The organism is Immundisolibacter sp., from assembly GCF_050250495.1.
Lineage (GTDB): Bacteria > Pseudomonadota > Gammaproteobacteria > Immundisolibacterales > Immundisolibacteraceae > Immundisolibacter.
This window is the reverse complement of the sequence record NZ_JBFWOM010000006.1, coordinates 26,522-46,410: the sequence shown is the minus strand read 5'-3', so window position 1 is coordinate 46,410 and position 19,889 is coordinate 26,522. Positions and strand designations below refer to the sequence as shown.

The window sequence follows — 19,889 nt, the reverse complement described above, 5'->3', positions numbered from 1 at the left end:
TTCCCGCCTTTTTTGCTGGGCGGGTACGCCGCAGGCGGCGTGTAAAATGCCTCGCGCGCTGGCGTAGCTCAGTTGGTAGAGCAGCTGATTTGTAATCAGCAGGCCGCGGGTTCGATCCCTGCCGCCAGCACCATCACTCTGCCCCGTCGATGTCACCCCGACGCTGCGCGGCCCGGCCTGCCCAGCGTCTGTCGCCCACAGCGGTACGGCCATGGAACACGAGACGACGGATTTCGGCTTCACAGACGTGCCGCTCGCCGACAAGGCGCGTCGGGTGCGTGAGGTGTTCGACTCGGTGGCGCCGCGCTATGACGTGATGAACGACCTGATGTCGCTCGGCCTGCACCGCGTCTGGAAGCGCTTTGCGGTGGAACTGATCGCCGCCCGGCCGGGTGAGCGCATCCTCGATCTGGCCGGCGGCACGGGTGATCTCACCCGCCTGCTGGCGCCGCGCGTCGGGCCGCAGGGCCGGCTGCTGCTGGCGGACATCAACGGCGCCATGCTGGCGCGCGGCCGTGACCGGCTGCTCGACGCCGGTATCGCCGGCAACGTCGATTACGTGCAGCTCGACGCCGAGCGCCTGCCGCTGGCAAGCCAGAGCCTCGATGCCGTGATCATCGGTTTTGGCCTGCGCAACGTCACCGACAAGCAGGCCGCGCTCGGCGAGATGCACCGGGTGCTGAAACCCGGCGGCCGGGTGCTGGTGCTGGAGTTCTCGCAGCCGGTGCTGGCGCCGCTGAAGCCGCTGTACGACGCCTACAGCTTTCAGGTGCTGCCGCGCCTGGGGCGGCTGATCGCTGGCGACGCCGACAGCTACCGGTATCTGGCCGAATCCATCCGCCGCCACCCGGATCAGGACACGCTGCTCGGCATGCTGCACCTGGCCGGCTTCGGCCGCTGCCAGTATTTCAACCTCACCGGCGGCATCGTGGCCGTGCACCGGGGCTACCGGCTGTGACGAGCACGGCGAGTGCGCTGCCGCTGGCCGCGCTCGAAATCGCCTTCAATCGCCTGCTGGCGCTCGACCCGCCGACGCGGGAGCGCCTCGCCGCGCTCGCCGGGCGGGTGATCGCCGTCGAGGTGCCGGCGCTTGGCCTCTCGCTGGCGGTGGCGCCGCACGCTGAGGGCGTGCAGCTGCTGCGTCCGCCGCCGCTGGAGGTCGATGCGCACCTTCGCGGTCGTCTGGCTGATTTGCTGCACGCGCAGCAGGGCGGCGGGATGGGGGCGCTCGACATCGACGGCGACAAGCACCTTGCAAGCGCCTTTGCCGCCGCGCTGCGCGGGGCGCGCATCGACTGGCCGGAACTGCTGGCGCCGTGGCTCGGTGATGTCGGCGCCGAGCGCGGCACGCAGGCGCTGGCGTCCCTCACCGGCGCGCTGCGCGAGGGCGCCGAGTCCGTGCTGCGCAGCGGCGCGGAGTTCCTGAGCTACGAGCGCGAGGCGCTGGTGAGCGCCAACGAGTGGGACAGCTTCCGCGCCGAGCTGCGCGCGCTGCACGACGCGATCGGCGCGCTCGAACGGCGCCTTGCCCTACTCGCCCTTCGCCTGCAATGACCAGCCTGCCGGGGCTGCTGCGCCTATGGTGGGTGCTGTTCGTGCTGACGCTGGCGGGCGGCGACGAGATGATCCTGGGGCATCCGCGCCTGCCGGGCGGGCGGCTGTTGCTGAAGCTGCTGCCCTGGCGCTGGGGCGCGCGCCCGCCACGCGGCGTGCGTCTGCGCGTGGCGCTCGAAAAACTCGGACCGATCTTCGTCAAGTTCGGCCAGATCCTGTCCACGCGGCGCGACCTGCTGCCGCCGGACATCGCCGACGAGCTGGTGCGGCTACAGGATCGCGTGCCGCCGTTTCCCGCCGAGCAGGCCCGACGCCTCATCGAGACCGCCTACGGCCAGCCGCTGACGGCCGTGTTGGCGCAGTTCGACGACACGCCGCTGGCGTCGGCGTCCATCGCCCAGGTGCACGCCGGGCGTTTGCCGGACGGGCGCGAGGTGGTCATCAAGGTGGTGCGGCCGGGCATCGCGCCGCGCATCCGCCGCGACATCCGCCTGCTGTACATGCTGGCCCGTTTCGCGCAGCGGCTAGTGCGCGAGGCGCGTCGCCTGCGCCCGGTGGAGGTGGTGCGCGAGTTCGAACTCACGCTGCTCGACGAGCTCGACCTGATGCGCGAGGCCGGCAACGCCAGCCAGCTGCGCCGCCAGTGGCTCGATTCGCCGGATCTGTACGTGCCCGAGGTGTACTGGGACTACGTGCGCCCGAACGTGATGATGATGGAGCGCATCTACGGCATTGGCATCGACAACATCGACGCCATGCGCGGTGCCGGCGTGAACTTCGAGCGCCTGGCCGAGCGCGGCGTCGAAATCTTCTTCCGGCAGGTGTTCGAGCACAACTTCTTTCACGCCGACATGCACGCCGGCAACATCTTCGTCGGCCCGCACGAGCAGTACATCGCGGTCGATTTCGGCATCGTCGGCAGCCTGAATCCGGCCGACCAGCGGTATCTGGCTGAGAACTTCGTCGCGTTCTTCAACCGCGACTACGCCACCGTGGCCAAGGCGCACGTGCGCGCCGGCTGGGTGCCGCCCGATCTGCGCGTGGACCAGTTCGAGGCCGCCATCCGTGCCGTGTGCGAACCGATCTTCGACCGGCCACTGAAGGACATCTCGTTCGGCGTACTGCTACTGCGCCTGTTCCAGGTGGCGCGGCGCTTCGACATGCGGGTGCAGCCGCAACTGGTGCTGCTGCAAAAGACCCTGCTCAACATCGAGGGCCTCGGCCGGCGCCTGTACCCGGAGCTCGACCTGTGGCGCACCGCCAAGCCGTTTCTGGAGCGCTGGATGCGCGAGCGCATCGGCTGGCGCGCGCTGCGCAACACGCTGCGCGAGGAGGCGCCGCTGTGGGCCGAGACGCTGCCGCGGCTGCCGAATCTCGTCTACGACGCGCTCAACCGCGCCCGGCGGCCCGAGCCGCCCGAACCTGCACCCCGACGACGCGGGCCGGGGCGACTCGAACTGGTGCTGGGCGGCGCGGCACTGACCGCGTTGGCCGGCTGGGTGTGGCAGCTCGGCGGGCGTGAGATGCCGGTGTGGTTGGGCCTGCCGGCGCTGGCCTGGCCGCTAGGCGCGCTGGTGCTGGCGCTGCTGTGGCCGCGGCGCGGCTAGCGGCGCTTGGCGACGGCTGACACCGGATCAGCGAACCAGCAACGCCAGATACAGCAGCGTCGCGAACAGGCTCAGCGCGCTGCGGACCGCGTGCAGACGCCCCCACGCCTCGAGCAGCTGTCGGGTGTCTGGCGCGTCCGGGTCGCGATCCGGAGCCAGCAGACGCCGGTTGGTCGGCATGATGGCCAGGAACGTGAACGGCACCACCGCGCCGATCAGCACCGCGCCAAGCAGCCAGCCACTGCCGCCGCCAAGCGCCCACGCGGCCACACCCGCGAGCGCGCCCAGCACCGCCAGCGAGGCCTGCATCAGCGTCGCACGCTGGTAGCTCGGCGCCCACTGCGCGAACGCGACGCGCGTGTCGCAGCCCATCCGCGCCGGGTGTTCGACCAGATTGATGTAGACCGCAGCGCCACAGAACAGCGCCGTGCACAGGGTCGCCACAAGGCCCGCGACGTCACTCATGCTCGCCTCCGAAACGCAGGTAACGGCGGGGTCGCCGCCACGGGCTCAGATGATCGGCGGCAGCAGCGGCACCAGGCCGTCGCCGGTCAGCAGCGCCACTTTCTTGTAGGCGATGCGCCAGCCGCCCCCCGCGCGCCGCAGGCGGTAGTCGCACTGCGCCGGCAGCACGTCGAGCGGCTGGTCGCGCCGCTGGTCGTTGTCGCGGTAGAGGTAAATCACCTGGTTGCAGGCGAGCTCGACGTGGGTCTCGTCGGCCTGCTCCAGCAGCACGTTGCTCACCGTGTGCACGCTGCGGATGGGCGGGTCGCCCACCCAGTAGAACGGGCTCTCGGCGCGTTCCAGGCGGTCCTCCACCATGGCCGGCGTGGCGTAGACGATGGAGCAGTGCTGCTGCGGGTCGCCGTCCGGGTCGCCGTTCGGCACCCAGTAGATGGCGTCGTCGGTGAGAAGCTGGCGCCAGTCGCGAAAGCGCCGCCGGTCCAGCAGGCGCACTTCGCGGAACAGAAACGCTTCGGCCTCGGCCTGGTTCATGGCCATCACCCCGCCGCCGCGAGGCGAATGCGGCTCGGCGCCGGTGGCTTGCCTTCCATCAGGCGCCGGTACTCGTAGTAGGGCGCGCGCTGCTGGGTCTCCTGCGTGTGGTGGCCAAAGCGCAGGCCATCTGCCGTGGTTTCTTCGGACTTGAGGCCCCGGTTGAACAGCACCCACGGCGCCGTGTACGCCTCCATGCCCTGCTGGATGCGGTCGAAGGTAGCCAGATCGTCCGGCCCGCCGAAGCCGCCCGGCCCGTAGAAGAACTCGTGCTCGCGCACGCGGCGCAAATTCATTTCGGCCGGCAGGCCCACCATCGAGGTGTGGTACTGGCGCACTTCCGTGAGGTCCGCCGCCAGCGGGCGAATGACGCGCACGTGGTACTCCAGGATCGCCATGTTCGGGAACAGCACGATGTTGAAGCGATGCCGCAGCGCGTCCATGGCGCGCTGGCGGCCGTGGGCGGCGATCAGCTGTTCGATGAGGTCGCCCGGCCAGCGCTCGTGCACCTGCGCGTCGGTGAGCGTGTAGTTCTCGATGATGTTGTGGCCGAAGCCGAGGTCGTAGGCCTTCATGGGCAGGTTCTGGTACTGCTTCATGATCGGCACCCACTTCGACATGATGTCGATGGCCGTGCGGTGGTTGTGCCACACGTGGTAGCCCTCGACGCTGCCTTCGAGCTGCGCCTTCCAGTTGCCGCGGTAGCGGTGCTTGTAGATGCCGGTGCGCCCGACCGTGATCTCGCCGGTGGGCGACAGGTCGCAGTAGTAGTCGATGTACTGTCGGGCGCGGCCGATGTGCGTGCCGAAGTCGTGCACGTCCGGGTTCAGGCTCGCGAACACGAAGCCGCGGTAGCTGCCGACGCGCGGCGCTGCCGGCAGGCCTAGGCCGGCGAAGTCGAGCTCGCCGTCGTTGTAGCCGCGCGGCAGGCCGACCGCCTCCAGGCTGCCGTCCAGGCGAAAGGTCCAGGCGTGGTACGGGCAGGTGAAGCTCTCGGCGTGGCCGAACTCGCGTGCGCAGACGGTGGAGCCGCGGTGCGTGCAGCGATTGGCGACGACGTGAATCGTGCCCGCGAGATCGCGCGACAGGATCACCGGCACGCGGCCGATGAAGCTCGTCTTGTAGTCGCCCGGGTTCGGAATCTCGCTCTCGTGGCCCACGTACACCCAGGTGGCGTGGAAGATCTTGTCGAGCTCTTCGGCAAAGATCGCCGGGTCGCGATACAGCTCGGCGTGGTTTGCTTCCGGGCGCGAGTAGTCGGGCCGGTAGTGGCTCTCGGGCATAGCGGTTCTCCTCGGCTCTGCACTTGAGGGCAGCTGTGTCGGTCGGGACCGATTATGGGCGCTTCGGCGGCCGTGGCCGTAATCGGGCCAAGGGCGGGCCGCGCGGGCCTGGCGCGGACAGTGCGGTGACGCGCGGCAGATGCCGGTGCCGTTGGCCGGGCCTGTCCAGCGGCTCACATTGGAGCCTTACTTCAAACCCAGGCGCCGCGCCAGGCGCTGCAGGTTGCCGCGATCCTGTCCCAGCTCACGGGCGGCGGCGGCCCAGTTGCCGGCATGCCGGGTGAGCGCCTGTTCGATCATCCGCCGCTGCACGTCGTCGACTGCCTGCCGCAGGCTGGTTCCTGCGGATGGCAGGGCAGCCGCCTCGTGGTCGGCCGCCGCACCGCCGGCGGGGGCGAGATCGAGATGCTCCGCGTGCAGCGTGAGGATGCGCGGGCGCGGTGTGTGGCCGGCGAGCGCCCGCAGCGCCGCCCGCGCCAGCAGGTGTTCGAGCTCGCGCACGTTGCCGGGCCACGGCTGGTGCAGCAGCGCCTGCTGGGCGTCGGCCGCCAGGCGCAGGCCACGCAGGCCAAGGCGCACGCGGTTTTCCTCCAGAAATCCGCCGGCCAGCAACAGCACGTCGCGCCCGCGCTCGCGCAGCGGCGGCACGGTCAGCGGGTAGGCGCCCAGCCGGTGGTACAGATCGGCCCGAAAGCGCCCGGCGCGCACCTCGGCCGCCAGATCGCGGTTGGTGGCGGCCAGCACGCGCACGTCGACGCGGTGCTCGCGGTCCGAGCCCAGGCGCTGCAACTGGCCGCTCTGCAGCACGCGCAGCAGCTTGGCCTGCACGCCGAGCGGAAGTTCACCGACCTCGTCCAGCAGCAGCGTGCCGCCGTCAGCGAGTTCGAACTTGCCGCAGCGCTCACCCACCGCGCCGGTGAAGGCGCCGCGCACGTGTCCGAACAGCTCGCTCTCGACCAGGTTGTCCGGCAGCGCCGCGCAGTTGAGCGTGATCAGCGGCTGCCGGGCGCGGCGCGAGCGGGCGTGGATGGCCTGCGCCACCAGCTCCTTGCCGACGCCGGTCTCGCCGGTGATGAGCACCGTCAGATCCGTGCCGGCGACGGTGTCGATCTCCTGCTGCAGGCGGCGCATCGGCGCGCTGTGGCCGGCGAGTTCCCGATGGCGCAGCGGCGGTGGTTCTTCGGCCAGCGCCCGCGCCAGTTGCTGCTCGCGCTGCGCCTGCTGCGTGAGCCCGCCGATGCGCTCGCCTACCGCCACCAGCGCCGCCACCAGCCGGCCGAGCGTGTCCAGAAACGCGACGTCGACGGCGTCGAAGGCGTGCGGGTCGAGCGCATCCAGCGTCAGCAGGCCCCAGGGCTGGTCCGCCACGTACAGCGGGCAGCCCATGCAGTCGTGCACTTCGAGCTGGCCTGGGCGGCCCTGTACCAGCCCGTCGTAGGGGTCCGGCAGCTCGCAATCGGCCGCAAGGCGCGTCGGGCCGCGCCGCTGCAGCAGCGTCAGCAGGCGCGGATGGTCGGCCAGGCGAAAGCGCCGGCCGAGCGTGTCGTGCGTCAGACCCGCCACCGCCAGCGGGCGCAGCGTGTCGCCTTCGAGGCGCAGCAGGGCGGTGGCATCGCACGGCAACAGCGCGCGCACGGCATCCAGCAGCGGCGCAAAGCGCTGTTCGTCCGGCAGGTCGCCGGGCAGGGCTTCGAGTGCGGGCAGCACCGCTTCGAGTGTCGATGAAGTGGTCATTCTGACGTCAAACGATGTGGAAAGGACACGGGTCAAGACGAGTCATTTTTACATCTAAGCGGAATTTTCCGCATAACCATGCGGGTTTCACGAATGGCATGAAATGTGACCTGGTCTTGGCAAGCCGCACAGGCGAGTTTCCTACAACCAGGAGCGTATCCATGCTTTCCGCCCAACACCGCGACATCGTCAAGGCCACCGTCCCGCTGCTCGAAAGCGGCGGCGAGGCGCTGACGCGCCACTTCTACGGGACGATGCTCGCCGAGTACCCCGAAGTCCGCCCGCTGTTCAATCAGGCGCACCAGGCCAGCGGCGCCCAGCCGCGGGCGCTCGCCAACGGCATCCTGCAGTACGCCCGCCACATCGATCGCCTCGACGCGCTCGGCCCGCTGGTCGGGCAGATCGTGCAAAAGCACGTGTCGCTGCAGGTGCTGCCGGAGCAGTACCCCATCGTCGGCAGCTGCCTGCTGCGCGCCATCCGCGAGGTGCTGGGACCGGACATCGCGACCGACGCCGTGATCGAGGCCTGGGGCGCCGCCTACCAGCAGCTCGCGGATCTGCTGATCGGCGCCGAGGAAGACGTCTACGCCGCCGCGGCGGCGACGCCCGGCGGCTGGCGCGGTGCGCGCCGTTTCGAGATCAGCCGCAAGGCGCCGGAGAGCGCAGAGATCACGTCGCTGTATCTGAAGCCCGCCGACGGCGGCCCGGTGATGGCGTTCCAGCCCGGCCAGTACATCGGCCTCCGGCTCACCATCGACGGCCAGGAGGTGCGGCGCAACTACTCGCTGTCCGCGCCACCGAACGGCAGCACCTACCGCATCAGCGTCAAGCGCGAGCCTGGCGGGCGGGCGTCGAACCACCTGCACGACGCGCTTGGCGTCGGCGCCACGATCGATCTGTTCCCGCCGGCCGGCGAGTTCGTGCTCGCGCCCGGCGAGCGGCCACTGGCGCTGATCAGCGGCGGCGTCGGCATCACCCCCACGCTGCCCATGCTGCAGGCCGCGCACGAACAGCGCCGGCCGGTGACCTTCGTGCACTTCGCGCGCAACGCCGCCGTGCACGCGTTTCGCGACTGGGTGGATGACCTCGTCGCGCGCAGCACGCAGGCCCGTCGCTTCTATTGCCACGAGGCGGTCGGTGACGCGCCGGTCGACGCCCACGGCCGCGTCAGCGCCGACCTGCTGGCGCGCGCGCTGCCGCAGGCACGCGACATGGACGCCTACTTCGTCGGCCCCGCGCCGTTCATGGGCGCGGTCAAGCGCCTGCTCGGCGAACTCGGTGTGCCGGCCGAGCGCATGCACTGGGAGTTCTTCGGTCCGGCGGCGGCGCTGGAGGGTTGAGGCCGCCGCACGCGTGGCCACAATGACGACCCACGAGTGGCGCGGGACGAGGGCATGAGCGACCGGTTCGACATCCGCATCAAGCGCATCTACGAGCCGCCGCAGGCCGCGGATGGCGCGCGCGTGCTGATCGATCGCCTGTGGCCGCGCGGCCTGCGCAAGGAGGCGGCGGCGCTCACGCGCTGGCACAAGGACGTCGCGCCGAGTCCTACCCTGCGGCGCTGGTTCGGCCACGACCCGGCGCGCTGGCAGGTGTTTCGCGCCCGCTACCGCGCAGAACTGGACGCCAATGCCGAGGCGCTCGTGCCGCTGCGCGAGCTGGCGCGCGCAGGTCCGCTGACCTTGCTCTACGGCGCCCGCGACGGCGTGCACAACCACGCCATCGTGCTGGCGGACTACCTGCGCGAACACCTGGAGGCGGACGACGAATCATGACCACCCCGCTGCATCGCCCCGTGTGCGACCTGCTCGGCTGCCGCTATCCGCTGGTGCTGGCGGGCATGGGCGGCGTGGCGCGCGCGGAATTGGTCATCGCGGTCAGCCGCGCCGGCGGCTTCGGGTTTCTGGGCATGGTGCGCGAGCCGGTTGAACGCATCCGCGCCGAGGTCGCGGCCGTGCGCGCCGCCGGGGTGGAGCGCTTCGGCGTCAACCTGATCCCGGCCGGCACCGACCCCGCGCTGCTCACCGCGCAGATCGAGACGCTGATCGCGCTCGCCGTGCCGGTGGCGGGGCTGTTCTGGGACGTGCCGGCGGCGCTCGTCGGGCGATTGCGCGCGGCGGGGCTGCGCGTGGTCTGTCAGGTGGGCGCGGTGGACGAGGCGCAAGCGGCGCAGAAGGCCGGCGCCGATGCGCTGATCGCCCAGGGCGTCGAGGCCGGCGGGCACGTGCGCGGCGACCAGCCCCTGCACGCGCTGCTCGCGGAACTCACGCCGGCGGTGAGCGTGCCGGTACTGGCCGCGGGCGGCCTGGCCGACGGCGCGGACGTGGCCACCGTACTGGCGCTCGGCGCGCAGGGCGCGGTGTTCGGCACGGCCTTGATCGCAACCGAGGAAAGCTTCGCCCACGACTTCCACAAGCAGCGCCTGGTCACCGCCACCGCGGCCGACACGCTGCTCACCGAGGATTTCCACATCAACTGGCCGCCGGGCGCCAAGGTGCGGGTACTCGAAAACAGCATCACCCGCGGCGAGCGCGGCGATCCCTTCACCGGCACGCGCACCGTGATCGGCGAGGAGGAAGGCCGGCCCATTTACCTGTTCAGCACCGACTCGCCGCTGCGCTCCATGAGTGGCGATTTCGAGGCCATGGCGCTGTACGCCGGCACCGGCGTCGGCCGCATCGACGCCGTCGTGGCTGCCGGCGAGCGTCTGACGCAGATCGTCGCCGACGCCGAGGCGCTGCTGGCGGTCGACGCAATGCCGGCGGCCGAAGCGGCGCGCCTGAGCTCGCCCGCCTGCTTCGCCGCCGAGGCCGACGCGCAGTACATGGGCGCGATCGGGCGGGACGAGCTGCTCGCCGCGCTCGACGAGCTGCTGGAGGCCGAGCGCGCCGGCGCGCGCGTGGCGCTGCACACGGCGAAGGACGCACCGGCCGAGCTCACGCCGCTGGTGCGCGCCATCCAGCACGACGAGGCGCGCTGGTGCGCGCTGCTCACGCAATCGATCCAGCGTCTCGGCGGCACGCCGTCGCGTCGCACGGGCGATTTCTACGCAAAGGCGATGGCCATCCAGGACCTGCCGGCGCGGCTCGCGTTCCTCAACCGCGGCCAGCGCTGGGTGGTGCGCAAACTTCAGGCGCTGCTGCCGCGCGTGGGCGACGCGCCGTTGCAGGCCGGGCTCGGCGCCATGCTCACGGCGCACGAGGCCAACATCGCCCGCGTGGCGGCGGCGCTCGATGGCTGAGCGGGGCCTGCCGCTGTTTCGGCTCGGCTTTCGGCCGTTCTTTCTGGGCGCGGCGGCGTTCGCCGTGCTGGCGGTGGCGCTGTGGGCGGCCAGTTACCTGGGCTGGGTCGCCTTTGCGCCGCGCGGCGGGGCGCTCGCCTGGCATATGCACGAGATGCCGTTCGGCTTTGCCTGCGCGGTGATTGCCGGCTTCCTGCTCACGGCGGTGCAGAACTGGACCGACTCGCCCGGCCTGCGCGGCGCGCCGCTCGCGGCGCTGTTCGGGCTGTGGCTCGCGGCGCGCATCGCCTGGCTGTGGCCGGGCCTGCCGTGGCCACTGCTGGCCGCACTCGAACTTGCCTTCCTGCCGGCCGTGGCGGCGCGCCTTGGCTGGCAGCTCGGGCGCGTCCAGCAGCGGCGCAACTATCCACTCGTCGGCCTGCTCGCGCTGCTCACGGCGGCCGACGCGGTCGCGCTCTACACCGTGCACGGCAACGATTTCGCCCTACTGCGGCAGGCGGTATGGGCGGCGCTGTGGCTGATCGGGGCGGTGATTGCGCTGATCGGCGGGCGGGTGATTCCGCTGTTCACCACGAACGGCCTGCGCCTGCCGGCGGCGGCGCCGGTGTCGGCCTCTGAACCGTGGCTCGCGATGGGCGGATTCGTGCTGCTCGCCGTACTGGCCGCGGCGGGCGTGGGCCTGGCGCCGGACCTGCGCCTTGCGCCGCTGCTGCTGGCGCTCGCAGCGCTGCACGGCTGGCGGGCGGTGCGCTGGTATCGCCCCGGCATCTGGCGCGTGCCGCTGATGTGGTCGCTGCACGTCGCCTACGCCTGGCTGGTGGTGGCGCTGCTCGGGCTCGCCGCCTGGCACGCCGGGGTGCCCATCGCCGGCAGCGCGGTGCTGCACGCCTTCACGGTCGGCACCTTGGGCGGGCTGATCCTGGCCATGATGGCGCGCGTGAGTCTCGGCCACACGGGCCGGCCGCTCGCGCCGCCGCGGCCGATGGCGCTTGCGTTTGCAACCGTCACGCTGGCGGCCGCCGCGCGGGTGGCACTGGCCGGCGCGGCGCCGCGGCTGGCCGTGGCACTCGCCGCCGGGGCGTGGTGCTTCGGTTTCGGCCTGTTCGTGATCCGCTACGCGCCCCTGCTGTGCCGGCCGCGCGCCGATGGCCGGCCGGGCTGACAGGCCGCCGGTTCAGGGGTGGTTCAGCAGCAGCAGCTGGCGCGGGTCGGGGTTGAGGTACGTCTGCGCGGCGGCCCATGGCTGCGGCGCGCGGCGCAGGTGATGGCGCAGCAGCGTGACCGGCACCAGCCGCGGCGCTCGGCGCTGGTGATAGTCGTCGATAGCGGCCTGCAACTCGGCCTTGTCGCCGCCATCGAGCACGTCCTTGAGGTAGCCCGCCAGGTGCTGCAGGACATTCACGTGGTTGCCGACGCTCGCCGGGCGAGCCAGCGCCGCCATGAACTGCCGCCCGTAGTCGTCAATGAGTGCCCGCGTCGGGCGCCGGCCCGCCTGCGCCACAAGCGGGCCGAGCCGCCGATACGCCGCCTGGTTGTGCGCCAGCAACTGATATTTGTGCCGGCTGTGGAAGTCGATCAGCGCCGCGCCGGCGATCTCGCCCGCCGTCAGAGCCTGCCAGCGCGCGTAGGCGAACACCCGCTCGATGAAGTTCTCGCGCAGCGCGGGGTCGTTGAGCCGGCCTTCTTCTTCCGCCGGCAGCAGCGGCGCGCGGGCGATGAGGCCGGCGGCAAACGCGCCGGCCGCCCGCCCGTGGGGCATGCCGGCCTCGGTGTAGGTCTTGACACGCTCCATGCCGCAGCTTGGCGAGTTTTTCTTCAGCACGTAGCCGCACAGGTCCGGCCTGGCGCGGTGGACGCGCGCCGCCTCGCCATCCAGCGCGTCGGTCACGTCGAGACTTCCATCGCGCACGCCGCGCACGCGCACCCCCGCAGCGGTCTGCACGAGGCGAATCGGCGCCCGCGGCACGCCAAGGCCGATGGCTACCTCAGGACACGTCGGCACCAGCTCGAAGTGTGCCGCCAGCACGTCCGCCACGAAGCTGTCGCGCTTGTGGCCACCGTCGTAACGGACGGTCTGACCCAGCAGGCAGGCGCTGACGCCAAGGCGCAGGCGGGATGGCTCAGACATCGGCGGTCAGCGCCGCCAGCAGCGACCCCGCCTCGCCGTGCAGCACCACGTCCGCGATACCGTCGCGCGGCGTCGGCTCGCGGTTCACGATGAGCAGCCCGGCGCCGTGGCGCTGCGCGAGTTCCGGAAAGCCGGCCGCCGGGTACACCTGCAGCGAGGAGCCGACCACGATGCACAGATCGCAGGCCAGGGCCGCCGCCTCGGCGGCGCGCATGGCGAACGCCGGCATTGCCTGCCCGAACGACACCGTGCCGGACTTGATCCAGCCGCCGCAGTGGCACTGCGGCGCCGCGCCGTCGGCGTCGAACCGCGCCCGTATGTCGGCCAGCGTGTAGCGTGCGCGGCACGTGAGGCACACGGCGTAGGTGCCGTTGCCGTGCAGCTCGATGACGCGTTCCGCCGGCACGCCGCTCGCCTGGTGCAGGCCGTCGATGTTCTGTGTGATGACGTGGCTCACGCGCCCGGCGGCGACCAGCCGCGCCACCGCAAGGTGCCCGGCGTTCGGCTGCACCGCGCCGACCGCGTCGTCAAGCTCGAACTTGCGCTGCCAGGCCAGGCGCCGGGCGTCGTCGGAGGCCAGGAATTCCTGAAAGTCGATCGGCCGCAGCCGGCTCCACAGGCCGCCCGGACTGCGAAAGTCCGGGATGCCGGATTCGGTGCTGATGCCGGCGCCGGTGAACACCACCGCCCGCCGGCTGTGCTGCAGCAGCCGTCGGGCGCGGCCGATAATGGTTTCGGTGCCGGTCATGGATTACGAACGCCGGGAGGTGTGACGATGCCGATACTGCCCGACCTATTCTCGCGCTGGCTGACGGCCGTGCTGGAGTTGCTGGCGGCGCTGTTCATCTTTGCGCTCGGCGTGCTGGCACTGACGGCAGCGGTCATGTACGTCACCGACCGCCTGCAGACGCAGCACGCCGTGCGGCGCAACTTTCCGCTGATCGGCCGCTTTCGGTACGCCTTCGAGCGCCTGGGCGAATTCTTCCGGCAGTACTTCTTCGCCATGGACCGCGAGGAGCTGCCGTTCAACCGCGCCCAGCGCAGCTGGGTGTACCGGGCGGCCAAGAACCTCGACAACACGGTTGCCTTCGGCTCGACCGAGGACATCCACCGGCCGGGCACGGTGATCTTCGTCAGCAGCCTGTTCCCGCCGCTGGAGCAGGAAACGACGCCCACGGCCCCGGTCACGCTCGGCCCGCTCTGCCGCCAGCCGTACACCACGGCCGCCATCGTCAACATCTCGGCCATGAGCTACGGCGCGCTGTCGCAGCCGGCGGCGCGGGCGCTGTCGCTGGGCGCCGCCAAGGCCGGCTGCTGGCTGAACACCGGCGAGGGCGGCCTCGCACCGGCGCATCTTGAGGGCGGCTGCGATGTGGTGTTCCAGATCGGCACCGCCAAGTACGGCGTGCGCGAGCGCGACGGCAGTTTGTCCGAAGCGCGCCTGCGCGAGCTGGCCGCCATCCCGCAAATCCGCATGTTCGAGATCAAGCTCAGTCAGGGCGCCAAGCCCGGCAAGGGCGGCATCCTGCCGGCGGTGAAGGTGACGCCCGAGATCGCCGCCATCCGCCGCATTCCAGCGGGGCAGGACTCGCTGTCGCCAAACCGCCACCCGGACATCGACAACCTGGACGACCTGCTCGACCAGATCGCGCGCATTCGCGACATCACCGGCAAGCCGGTCGGCTTCAAGACCGTCATCGGCAGCCTCGACTGGCTGGACGAGCTGTGCCAGAAGGTGCTGCACCGCGGCGTCGAATCGGCGCCGGATTTCATCACCGTGGACAGCGCCGAAGGCGGCAGCGGCGCCGCCCCCATGCCGCTGATGGACGGCGTCGGCATGCTGCTGTCCGACAGCCTGCCGGGCGTGGTAGACCGACTCACCGCCTGGGGCCTTCGCGAGCGCATCCGGGTGATCGCGTCCGGCAAGCTCATCAACCCGCGCGGCGCCGCCTGGGCGCTGGCGGTGGGCGCGGATTTCGTGAACTCGGCGCGCGGCTTCATGTTCGCGCTCGGCTGCATCCAGGCCATGCAGTGCAACAAGAACACCTGTCCGACCGGCGTCACCACGCACGACCCGCGCCTGCAGCGGGGCCTGGTGCCGCAGGACAAGGCCGAGCGCGTGGCGCACTTCGCGCGCAACATGGAAAAGGAGATCGCCATGATCGCCCACTCGTGCGGCGTGCCGCAGCCGCGCGCCCTCGGTCGTCAACATGCCCGGATGATGGTCGAGCACGGCCGCTCGGTCGGCCTCGACGAGCTGTACCCGCTGCCGTCGCCGCGCGCCGAGGTGGCCCAGTCGGCACGCCCGGCGGCCTGAGGGCGGCTCACTCGGCCGCCAGCGCCACCACCGGATCGAGCCGCGCCGCCTTGCGCGCCGGCAAGTAGCCGAACACGAGCCCGGTGCCGACCGCCGACAGGAAGGCCAGCGCCGCCGGCGTGGCGGCGAAGATGACCTGCATGCCCGCCAGGCGCAGCGCCAGACCGATGCCGAAGCCGAGCGCGAGGCCGAACAGCCCGCCGACCGTGCACACCACCGCCGCCTCGGTGTTGAACTGCAGCAGGATGTCGCGCATGCGCGCGCCGGTGGCCATGCGGATGCCGATCTCGCGCGTGCGCTCGGTGACGCTGACCAGCATGATGTTCATGACGCCGATGCCGCCCACCAGCAGCGAGATGGCCGCCACCGTGCCCAGCATCAGCGTGAGCGTGTTGTAGGCGGTGCTGGCCGCGTCGAGGATGGAGGCGAGGTTCCGCACGCTGAAGTCCTCCGTGCGGTGGCGCGCCAGCAGCAACTGGCGGATCGCTTCCTGGGTCGCGTCCATGTCGGCGAGGTCCGCCACCTTCACCGTCAGCGCGTTCAGGTACGGCCGCCCGAACAGGCGCACGAAGCCGGTCGTGATCGGCACCAGCACCACGTCGTCCTGGTCGCCGCCCCAGTTCGACGCGCCCTTTTCGCCCATCACGCCGATGACCTCGAACGGCACGTTGCGCACCAGGATGTAACGCCCAACCGGGTCGGCGCCGTCGGCGAACAGCGCCCGCGCCACGGTCTGCCCCAGCACCGCCACCGGCGCGTAGCCGCGCAAATCGCGCTCGCCGAAGAAACTGCCGGCCGCGACCGGCCAGTCGCGCACCTGCGGCAGGCTCGCATCGCTGCCCTGCACGGTGGTCTGGTAATCGAGATTGCCGGCGCGCACGGTCAGGCGCGTGCTGCGTTCCGGCAGCACCTGCAGCACGTTCGGCAGCGCCGCGATGGCGGTGGCGTCGTCGGGCACCAGGGTGACGATGTCGCCGCCGCCGCGGATGCCGGGCGCCCCCGGCCGCACCATGACGAGGTTGGTGCCCATGGCGGTGATCTGCGCCAGCACCTGCTGCTTGCCGCCTTCGCCGACCGCCAGCATGGCGATCACCGAGGCGACGCCGATGACGATGCCGAGCAGCGTGAGCGCCGTGCGCAGCGCGTTGGTGCGCAGCGAGTGCAGCGCCATGCGCGTCGCCTCGCCGAGTTCCGGCACCACCGCTGGCGCGTGCGCGGGTGGGCTCGCCGCGGCGGCCGGCGGCGCGGCGTGGTCCTGGGTGACGACGCGGTCGTCCACGATGCGCCCATCGGCGATGCGCACCACGCGCCGGGCGTGGGCGGCCACGTCGGCGTCGTGGGTGATCAGCACCACCGTGCGGCCGGCCTGGTGCAGGCGCGCCAGCAGCGCCATCAGCTCGCCACTGCTCTTGCTGTCGAGCGCGCCGGTGGGCTCGTCGGCCAGGATCACCGGCGGGTCGTTGACCAGCGCACGGGCGATGGCGACGCGCTGCTGCTGGCCGCCGGACAGCTCGCTCGGCCGGTGGCGGGCGCGCTCGGCAAGGCCGAGATCGGCCAGCAGGCGCTGCGCGCGGGCCACCCGCTCGGTCTTGCGCTGGCCGGCATAGATGGCCGGCATCTCCACGTTGGCCTGCGCGCTCGCGCCGCCGATCAGGTTGTAGCGCTGAAACACGAAGCCGAAGGTCTGCCGGCGCAGCGCGGCGAGCCCGTCGGCGTCGAGCGCGGCCACGTCCTGCCCGCGCACGCGGTAGCGGCCGCCGTCCGGCCGGTCCAGGCAGCCGATGATGTGCATCAGCGTGCTCTTGCCGGAGCCGGACTGGCCCATGATGGCCACGAACTCGCCGGCCTCGATGCTGAGCGACACGCCGTCGAGCGCCCGCACCTGCCCGGCGCCACTGCCGTAGTGGCGGGTGATGTCGGTGAGCTCCAGCAGTGGCATCAGAAAAAGCCCCGGCGTTGCGCCACCTTCGGCTCCGGCGCGCGCGGGATGGCCACCTGCTCGCCCTCGGCGAGGCCGGCGCGCACCTCGGCCCACTGGCGCGAGCGGATGCCCACCTGCACCACGCGGCTGACCAGCCGCTCGCCGTCCCGCACGCGCAGCGTGTACGCCTGCGTGCCGGGCTGGTCCTCGTCCGGGCGCCGCTCGCCGAGCGCCGCGCTCGGCACGGCGAGTGCGTTTCGGGCCTCGCCCAGGATGAAAAACACCTGCGTGCTCATGCCGTTCATGAGCTGGCGGTCGCGGTTGTCAACGTCCACCAGCACGTTGTAGAGCACCACCTCGTTGATGACCTCGGGCGTCGGCAGCACCTGCCGCACGCGGCCCTGCCAGCGCCGGTCGAGCGCGCCGAGGGTGGTGAACTCGGCCGCCGTGCCGATGCCGATGCGCATCACGTCGGCCTCCGCCACCTGCGCGCGCACCGTCATGGTGTCCAGATCCGCAATCTGCACGATCACCGGCGCCAACTGGTTGGCGTTCAGCGTCTGGCCCTCGCGCGAGGTCTGCGTGGACACGGTGCCGGCCATGGGGGCGTAAATCTTCGTGTAGCCGAGATTGGTCTGGTCGCCGTTGAGCGTGGAGCGCGCCTCGTCGATCTGCGCGGCGAAGGACTTGACCGCCGCCTCGGCCACGCGCAGGTCAGCCTCGCTCTGTTCGAGTTGCTCCTGGCTTGCCGCCTGCTCGGCGATCAGCTCCCGGTTGCGCGCGTACACCAGGTGGGCGTTGCGCAGCTGCGCCTGCGCCTGCGCGAGCTGGGCGGTCAGCGAGGCGATGCGCGCCTGGCCGCTCGCCACGCGGGCGGCGTAGATGCGCGGGTCGATCTCGGCGATCAGCTGGCCTTTCTCGACCACGTCGCCGATCGCCACATGAAGGCGACTGAGCTGCCCCGACACCTGCGCGCCCACATCGACGAACGACTTCGGTTCGAGCTTGCCCTGCGCGGTGACGGTTTCGGTCACGTCCTGGCGCGCCACCGGCACGAACTCGATCCCCGCCGGCAGCGCCGCCGGCTCGTCGCGCCGCCACAGCATCCCCGCGGCAACCAGCACCACCAGCGCCACTACGGTGACGGGAATCCAGCGTCGGGTCATGAGCGGCAAAGCCTGTGGTCCAGTGGGCGGTGGAGATGGTACGGGTCGGGATTTTCAGGCGGACGCGCCGGCGCCGGTACCATACGCGCCCCCCACGCACCGCTTGCCGATTCCATGAACGCTCCGCGCAAGGCCGTCGCCCTGATCTCGGGCGGCCTCGATTCCATGCTGGCCGCCCGGGTGATGCTCGAACAGGGCATCCACGTCGAGGGCATCAATTTCTTCACCGGTTTCTGCGTGGAGGGCCACACGCACGCCATCCGCCGCCAGGACCGCGCCAAACCCAAGCGCAACAACGCGCTGTGGGTGGCCGAGCAGCTCGGCATCCGCCTGCACATCGTGGACGTGATCGAGCCCTACAAGGACGTGGTCATCAACCCGAAGCACGGCTACGGGCAGAACCTGAACCCGTGCCTGGACTGCAAGGGCTTCATGGTCGGCCAGGCGCGGACCTGGATGGAAGAGCACGGCTTCGACTTCATCATCACCGGCGAGGTGATCGGCCAGCGGCCGATGTCGCAGCGCAAGCAGACCATGCCGATCGTGGCGCGCGAGTCGGGCGCCTTCGACCGCCTGCTGCGTCCGCTGTGCGCGAAGCTGCTGCCGGAAACGCTGCCCGAGCGCGAGGGCTGGGTGGACCGCGCGCGGCTTTACGACTTCAACGGCCGCAGCCGCAAGCCGCAGCAGGCGCTCGCCGCGCAGTTCGGCTTCAGCGACTGGGCACAGCCGGCCGGCGGCTGTTGTTTCCTCACCGATCCCAACTACAGCCACAAGCTGGCGGACCTGTGGCAGGCGCGCGGCACCAAGCAGTACGAGCTCGACGACATCATGCTGCTGAAGGTGGGCCGACACCTGCGCCCGCGGCCGCATTTCAAGCTGATCGTGGCGCGCGAGGACGGCGAGAACAACTTCCTCACCGGCTACCGACGCCAGTTTGCGCATCTCGAAGCGCTCAGCCACGGCGGCCCGCTGGTGCTGGTGGACGGCGTGTTGCAGGACGGCGACCTGGAACTGGTGGCCCGCATCCTCGGCCGCTACAGCCAGGGCCGCGACGCGGACGCCGTGACGGTGCGCTATACCCCGCTCGACGGCCCGGCGCAGGACCTCACTGTGCCGCCGCTGCCGGTGGCTCAGTTGCCGGCGGAGTGGCTGCTGTAGGCGGCGCGTCGGCCGGTGGCGCGGGCAGGCTCTCCGGCGTCGCAGGCGCTCCCGGCGGCGCGGATTCAGGCGGCGGCTCGTTGATCGGCGGCAGCCCGGCCAGTTGCCGCAGGCGCGCGCGGGCCTGCTTCTCGCGCGCGGCGTCGGGTTCCAGCTTCACCATCACGGCGTGCGCGGAGCCGCGGTTTCGCACCACTTCCAGGCGGCCGAAGTAGGTCACCTCGCCGGCCTTGACCTCGACTTCCAGTTCCGGCGCGCGGCGCGGCTGCACCCGGTAGCGTTGCGGGCCCTCGCGCCAGTCGTGCGGGTTCACCACCTGATAGCCGTCGCCCGGCATGGGGTACAGAAAGCGCTGCGGCAGGATGGCGCTGCTGACCATGCCTTCGAGCGAGCTCAGGCGGTAGCGGCCGGGCGGCAATTCCGGCAACACCATGAACTCCGTGCACTGGTAGCGGCTGCTGCGCGAGCCGAGTCCCTTGCCGGTACCGGACAGTGTGACGATGCCGCGCGGGACCGGCATCTCGACCGGCACGTAGGCGCGCAGCGCGGCGTCCACGATTACCACGCCGGTGTCGGCGGTGGGCGCCAGGCTCTTGGGCAGGCCGCTGCCGCAGCGGCTGTTGAAATCGTCCTCCGCCGCGTGGGCAAGGCCGACCGAGGCCGCCAGCAGGCAGCCGATCAGGCGTTTCATTGCGGTAACCTCCGGGGAAACAACACCGTCGCGCGGGGATTCTAGGCCGCGCCCACGGCGCTGGAGTGGACTGGCGCCGCAGTCGGCGCTTCC

Annotated in this window: 18 protein-coding genes and 1 tRNA gene; 10 read left to right on the top strand and 9 right to left on the bottom strand. The window is 71.3% G+C overall.

Annotated elements, in window-relative coordinates; all coding sequences use genetic code 11:
* Window positions 1-57 precede the first annotated feature (57 nt).
* The 4 genes from AB7F93_RS06240 (at window position 58) to ubiB (ending at window position 3,161) form a co-directional block, all read left to right on the top strand.
* Window positions 58-133: transfer RNA gene (locus AB7F93_RS06240), tRNA-Thr, on the top strand.
* Between the two features lie 78 nt (window positions 134-211).
* Window positions 212-958 carry a bifunctional demethylmenaquinone methyltransferase/2-methoxy-6-polyprenyl-1,4-benzoquinol methylase UbiE gene (ubiE, locus tag AB7F93_RS06235; RefSeq protein ID WP_428302028.1) on the top strand — a complete coding sequence of 249 codons (747 nt, stop codon included), beginning with the start codon at window positions 212-214 and terminating at the stop codon, window positions 956-958.
* Entirely contained in the window at window positions 955-1,554 is a 600-nt protein-coding gene (locus tag AB7F93_RS06230) for a ubiquinone biosynthesis accessory factor UbiJ (protein WP_428302027.1), read from the top strand. Before ubiE ends, AB7F93_RS06230 begins: the two co-directional genes overlap by 4 nt.
* Complete coding sequence (gene ubiB / locus AB7F93_RS06225; RefSeq protein WP_428302026.1) at window positions 1,551-3,161, top strand: ubiquinone biosynthesis regulatory protein kinase UbiB; 1,611 nt, start codon at window positions 1,551-1,553, stop codon at window positions 3,159-3,161. Before AB7F93_RS06230 ends, ubiB begins: the two co-directional genes overlap by 4 nt.
* A gap of 27 nt (window positions 3,162-3,188) precedes the next feature.
* On the opposite strand, the gene AB7F93_RS06220 is transcribed toward ubiB, so the two are convergent.
* From AB7F93_RS06220 to norR, 4 genes are all read right to left on the bottom strand, one after another.
* The gene (locus AB7F93_RS06220) at window positions 3,189-3,626 is read right to left on the bottom strand and encodes a DUF1772 domain-containing protein (RefSeq protein ID WP_428302025.1); all 438 of its coding nucleotides are present in this window, start codon (window positions 3,624-3,626) and stop codon (window positions 3,189-3,191) included.
* 45 nt (window positions 3,627-3,671) lie between these two features.
* The gene (locus AB7F93_RS06215) at window positions 3,672-4,157 is read right to left on the bottom strand and encodes an aromatic-ring-hydroxylating dioxygenase subunit beta (protein ID WP_428302024.1); all 486 of its coding nucleotides are present in this window, start codon (window positions 4,155-4,157) and stop codon (window positions 3,672-3,674) included.
* A 5-nt stretch (window positions 4,158-4,162) separates the two neighbouring features.
* The gene (locus AB7F93_RS06210) at window positions 4,163-5,440 is read right to left on the bottom strand and encodes an aromatic ring-hydroxylating oxygenase subunit alpha (protein WP_428302023.1); all 1,278 of its coding nucleotides are present in this window, start codon (window positions 5,438-5,440) and stop codon (window positions 4,163-4,165) included.
* Window positions 5,441-5,626: 186 nt separating this feature from the next.
* Window positions 5,627-7,174, bottom strand: coding sequence for a nitric oxide reductase transcriptional regulator NorR (gene norR / locus AB7F93_RS06205; protein WP_428302022.1), 1,548 nt, complete (start codon window positions 7,172-7,174; stop codon window positions 5,627-5,629).
* 161 nt (window positions 7,175-7,335) lie between these two features.
* Between norR and hmpA the strand changes: the two genes are divergently transcribed.
* From hmpA to AB7F93_RS06185, 4 genes are read left to right on the top strand one after another with little or no spacing between them, the layout of a single operon-like run.
* Entirely contained in the window at window positions 7,336-8,514 is a 1,179-nt protein-coding gene (gene hmpA, locus AB7F93_RS06200) for an NO-inducible flavohemoprotein (RefSeq protein ID WP_428302021.1), read from the top strand.
* A gap of 54 nt (window positions 8,515-8,568) precedes the next feature.
* A complete protein-coding gene (locus AB7F93_RS06195) occupies window positions 8,569-8,949 on the top strand; it encodes a DUF488 domain-containing protein (RefSeq protein WP_428302020.1) in 381 nt (126 codons plus the stop codon).
* A complete protein-coding gene (locus AB7F93_RS06190; protein ID WP_428302019.1) occupies window positions 8,946-10,415 on the top strand; it encodes a DUF6306 domain-containing protein in 1,470 nt (489 codons plus the stop codon). Before AB7F93_RS06195 ends, AB7F93_RS06190 begins: the two co-directional genes overlap by 4 nt.
* A complete protein-coding gene (locus AB7F93_RS06185; protein ID WP_428302018.1) occupies window positions 10,408-11,577 on the top strand; it encodes an NnrS family protein in 1,170 nt (389 codons plus the stop codon). Before AB7F93_RS06190 ends, AB7F93_RS06185 begins: the two co-directional genes overlap by 8 nt.
* Window positions 11,578-11,589: 12 nt before the next feature.
* Here the strand turns inward: AB7F93_RS06185 and AB7F93_RS06180 are convergent, their stop codons facing one another.
* Both AB7F93_RS06180 and AB7F93_RS06175 read right to left on the bottom strand, forming a co-directional pair.
* Window positions 11,590-12,543, bottom strand: a complete 954-nt coding sequence (locus tag AB7F93_RS06180) for a DUF523 and DUF1722 domain-containing protein (protein WP_428302017.1) — start codon at window positions 12,541-12,543, stop codon at window positions 11,590-11,592.
* Window positions 12,536-13,291: an SIR2 family NAD-dependent protein deacylase gene (locus AB7F93_RS06175; RefSeq protein ID WP_428302016.1), complete on the bottom strand. Its 756-nt coding sequence runs from the start codon at window positions 13,289-13,291 to the stop codon at window positions 12,536-12,538. Before AB7F93_RS06175 ends, AB7F93_RS06180 begins: the two co-directional genes overlap by 8 nt.
* Before the next feature lie 27 nt (window positions 13,292-13,318).
* On the opposite strand from AB7F93_RS06175, the gene AB7F93_RS06170 reads away from it, so the two are divergent.
* Window positions 13,319-14,860, top strand: a complete 1,542-nt coding sequence (locus tag AB7F93_RS06170; protein WP_428302015.1) for an FMN-binding glutamate synthase family protein — start codon at window positions 13,319-13,321, stop codon at window positions 14,858-14,860.
* A gap of 7 nt (window positions 14,861-14,867) precedes the next feature.
* On the opposite strand, the gene AB7F93_RS06165 is transcribed toward AB7F93_RS06170, so the two are convergent.
* Window positions 14,868-16,799, bottom strand: coding sequence for a MacB family efflux pump subunit (locus AB7F93_RS06165; protein WP_428302014.1), 1,932 nt, complete (start codon window positions 16,797-16,799; stop codon window positions 14,868-14,870).
* Entirely contained in the window at window positions 16,799-17,947 is a 1,149-nt protein-coding gene (locus AB7F93_RS06160) for an efflux RND transporter periplasmic adaptor subunit (RefSeq protein ID WP_428302013.1), read from the bottom strand. The genes AB7F93_RS06165 and AB7F93_RS06160 overlap by 1 nt, the downstream gene beginning before the upstream one ends.
* Window positions 17,948-18,061: 114 nt before the next feature.
* On the opposite strand from AB7F93_RS06160, the gene AB7F93_RS06155 reads away from it, so the two are divergent.
* On the top strand, window positions 18,062-19,105 hold the full coding sequence (locus AB7F93_RS06155; protein WP_428302012.1) for a tRNA (5-methylaminomethyl-2-thiouridylate)-methyltransferase: 1,044 nt from the start codon (window positions 18,062-18,064) through the stop codon (window positions 19,103-19,105).
* On the opposite strand, the gene AB7F93_RS06150 is transcribed toward AB7F93_RS06155, so the two are convergent.
* Window positions 19,053-19,796: a hypothetical protein gene (locus tag AB7F93_RS06150; RefSeq protein ID WP_428302011.1), complete on the bottom strand. Its 744-nt coding sequence runs from the start codon at window positions 19,794-19,796 to the stop codon at window positions 19,053-19,055. The genes AB7F93_RS06155 and AB7F93_RS06150 overlap by 53 nt on opposite strands.
* Window positions 19,797-19,889 lie beyond the last annotated feature (93 nt).

Bases quoted from the DNA above. Each gene is read 5' to 3' on its own strand.
- ubiB (WP_428302026.1), top strand. From the start codon at position 1,551: ATGACCAGCCTGCCGGGGCTGCTGCGCCTATGGTGGGTGCTGTTCGTG.
- AB7F93_RS06195 (WP_428302020.1), top strand. From the start codon at position 8,569: ATGAGCGACCGGTTCGACATCCGCATCAAGCGCATCTACGAGCCGCCG.
- norR (WP_428302022.1), bottom strand. From the start codon at position 7,174: ATGACCACTTCATCGACACTCGAAGCGGTGCTGCCCGCACTCGAAGCC.
- AB7F93_RS06160 (WP_428302013.1), bottom strand. From the start codon at position 17,947: ATGACCCGACGCTGGATTCCCGTCACCGTAGTGGCGCTGGTGGTGCTG.
- AB7F93_RS06215 (WP_428302024.1), bottom strand. From the start codon at position 4,157: ATGAACCAGGCCGAGGCCGAAGCGTTTCTGTTCCGCGAAGTGCGCCTG.
- AB7F93_RS06185 (WP_428302018.1), top strand. From the start codon at position 10,408: ATGGCTGAGCGGGGCCTGCCGCTGTTTCGGCTCGGCTTTCGGCCGTTC.
- AB7F93_RS06165 (WP_428302014.1), bottom strand. From the start codon at position 16,799: ATGCCACTGCTGGAGCTCACCGACATCACCCGCCACTACGGCAGTGGC.
- AB7F93_RS06175 (WP_428302016.1), bottom strand. From the start codon at position 13,291: ATGACCGGCACCGAAACCATTATCGGCCGCGCCCGACGGCTGCTGCAG.
- AB7F93_RS06190 (WP_428302019.1), top strand. From the start codon at position 8,946: ATGACCACCCCGCTGCATCGCCCCGTGTGCGACCTGCTCGGCTGCCGC.
- AB7F93_RS06170 (WP_428302015.1), top strand. From the start codon at position 13,319: ATGCCGATACTGCCCGACCTATTCTCGCGCTGGCTGACGGCCGTGCTG.
- AB7F93_RS06180 (WP_428302017.1), bottom strand. From the start codon at position 12,543: ATGTCTGAGCCATCCCGCCTGCGCCTTGGCGTCAGCGCCTGCCTGCTG.
- AB7F93_RS06220 (WP_428302025.1), bottom strand. From the start codon at position 3,626: ATGAGTGACGTCGCGGGCCTTGTGGCGACCCTGTGCACGGCGCTGTTC.
- AB7F93_RS06210 (WP_428302023.1), bottom strand. From the start codon at position 5,440: ATGCCCGAGAGCCACTACCGGCCCGACTACTCGCGCCCGGAAGCAAAC.
- AB7F93_RS06155 (WP_428302012.1), top strand. From the start codon at position 18,062: ATGAACGCTCCGCGCAAGGCCGTCGCCCTGATCTCGGGCGGCCTCGAT.
- AB7F93_RS06150 (WP_428302011.1), bottom strand. From the start codon at position 19,796: ATGAAACGCCTGATCGGCTGCCTGCTGGCGGCCTCGGTCGGCCTTGCC.
- hmpA (WP_428302021.1), top strand. From the start codon at position 7,336: ATGCTTTCCGCCCAACACCGCGACATCGTCAAGGCCACCGTCCCGCTG.
- ubiE (WP_428302028.1), top strand. From the start codon at position 212: ATGGAACACGAGACGACGGATTTCGGCTTCACAGACGTGCCGCTCGCC.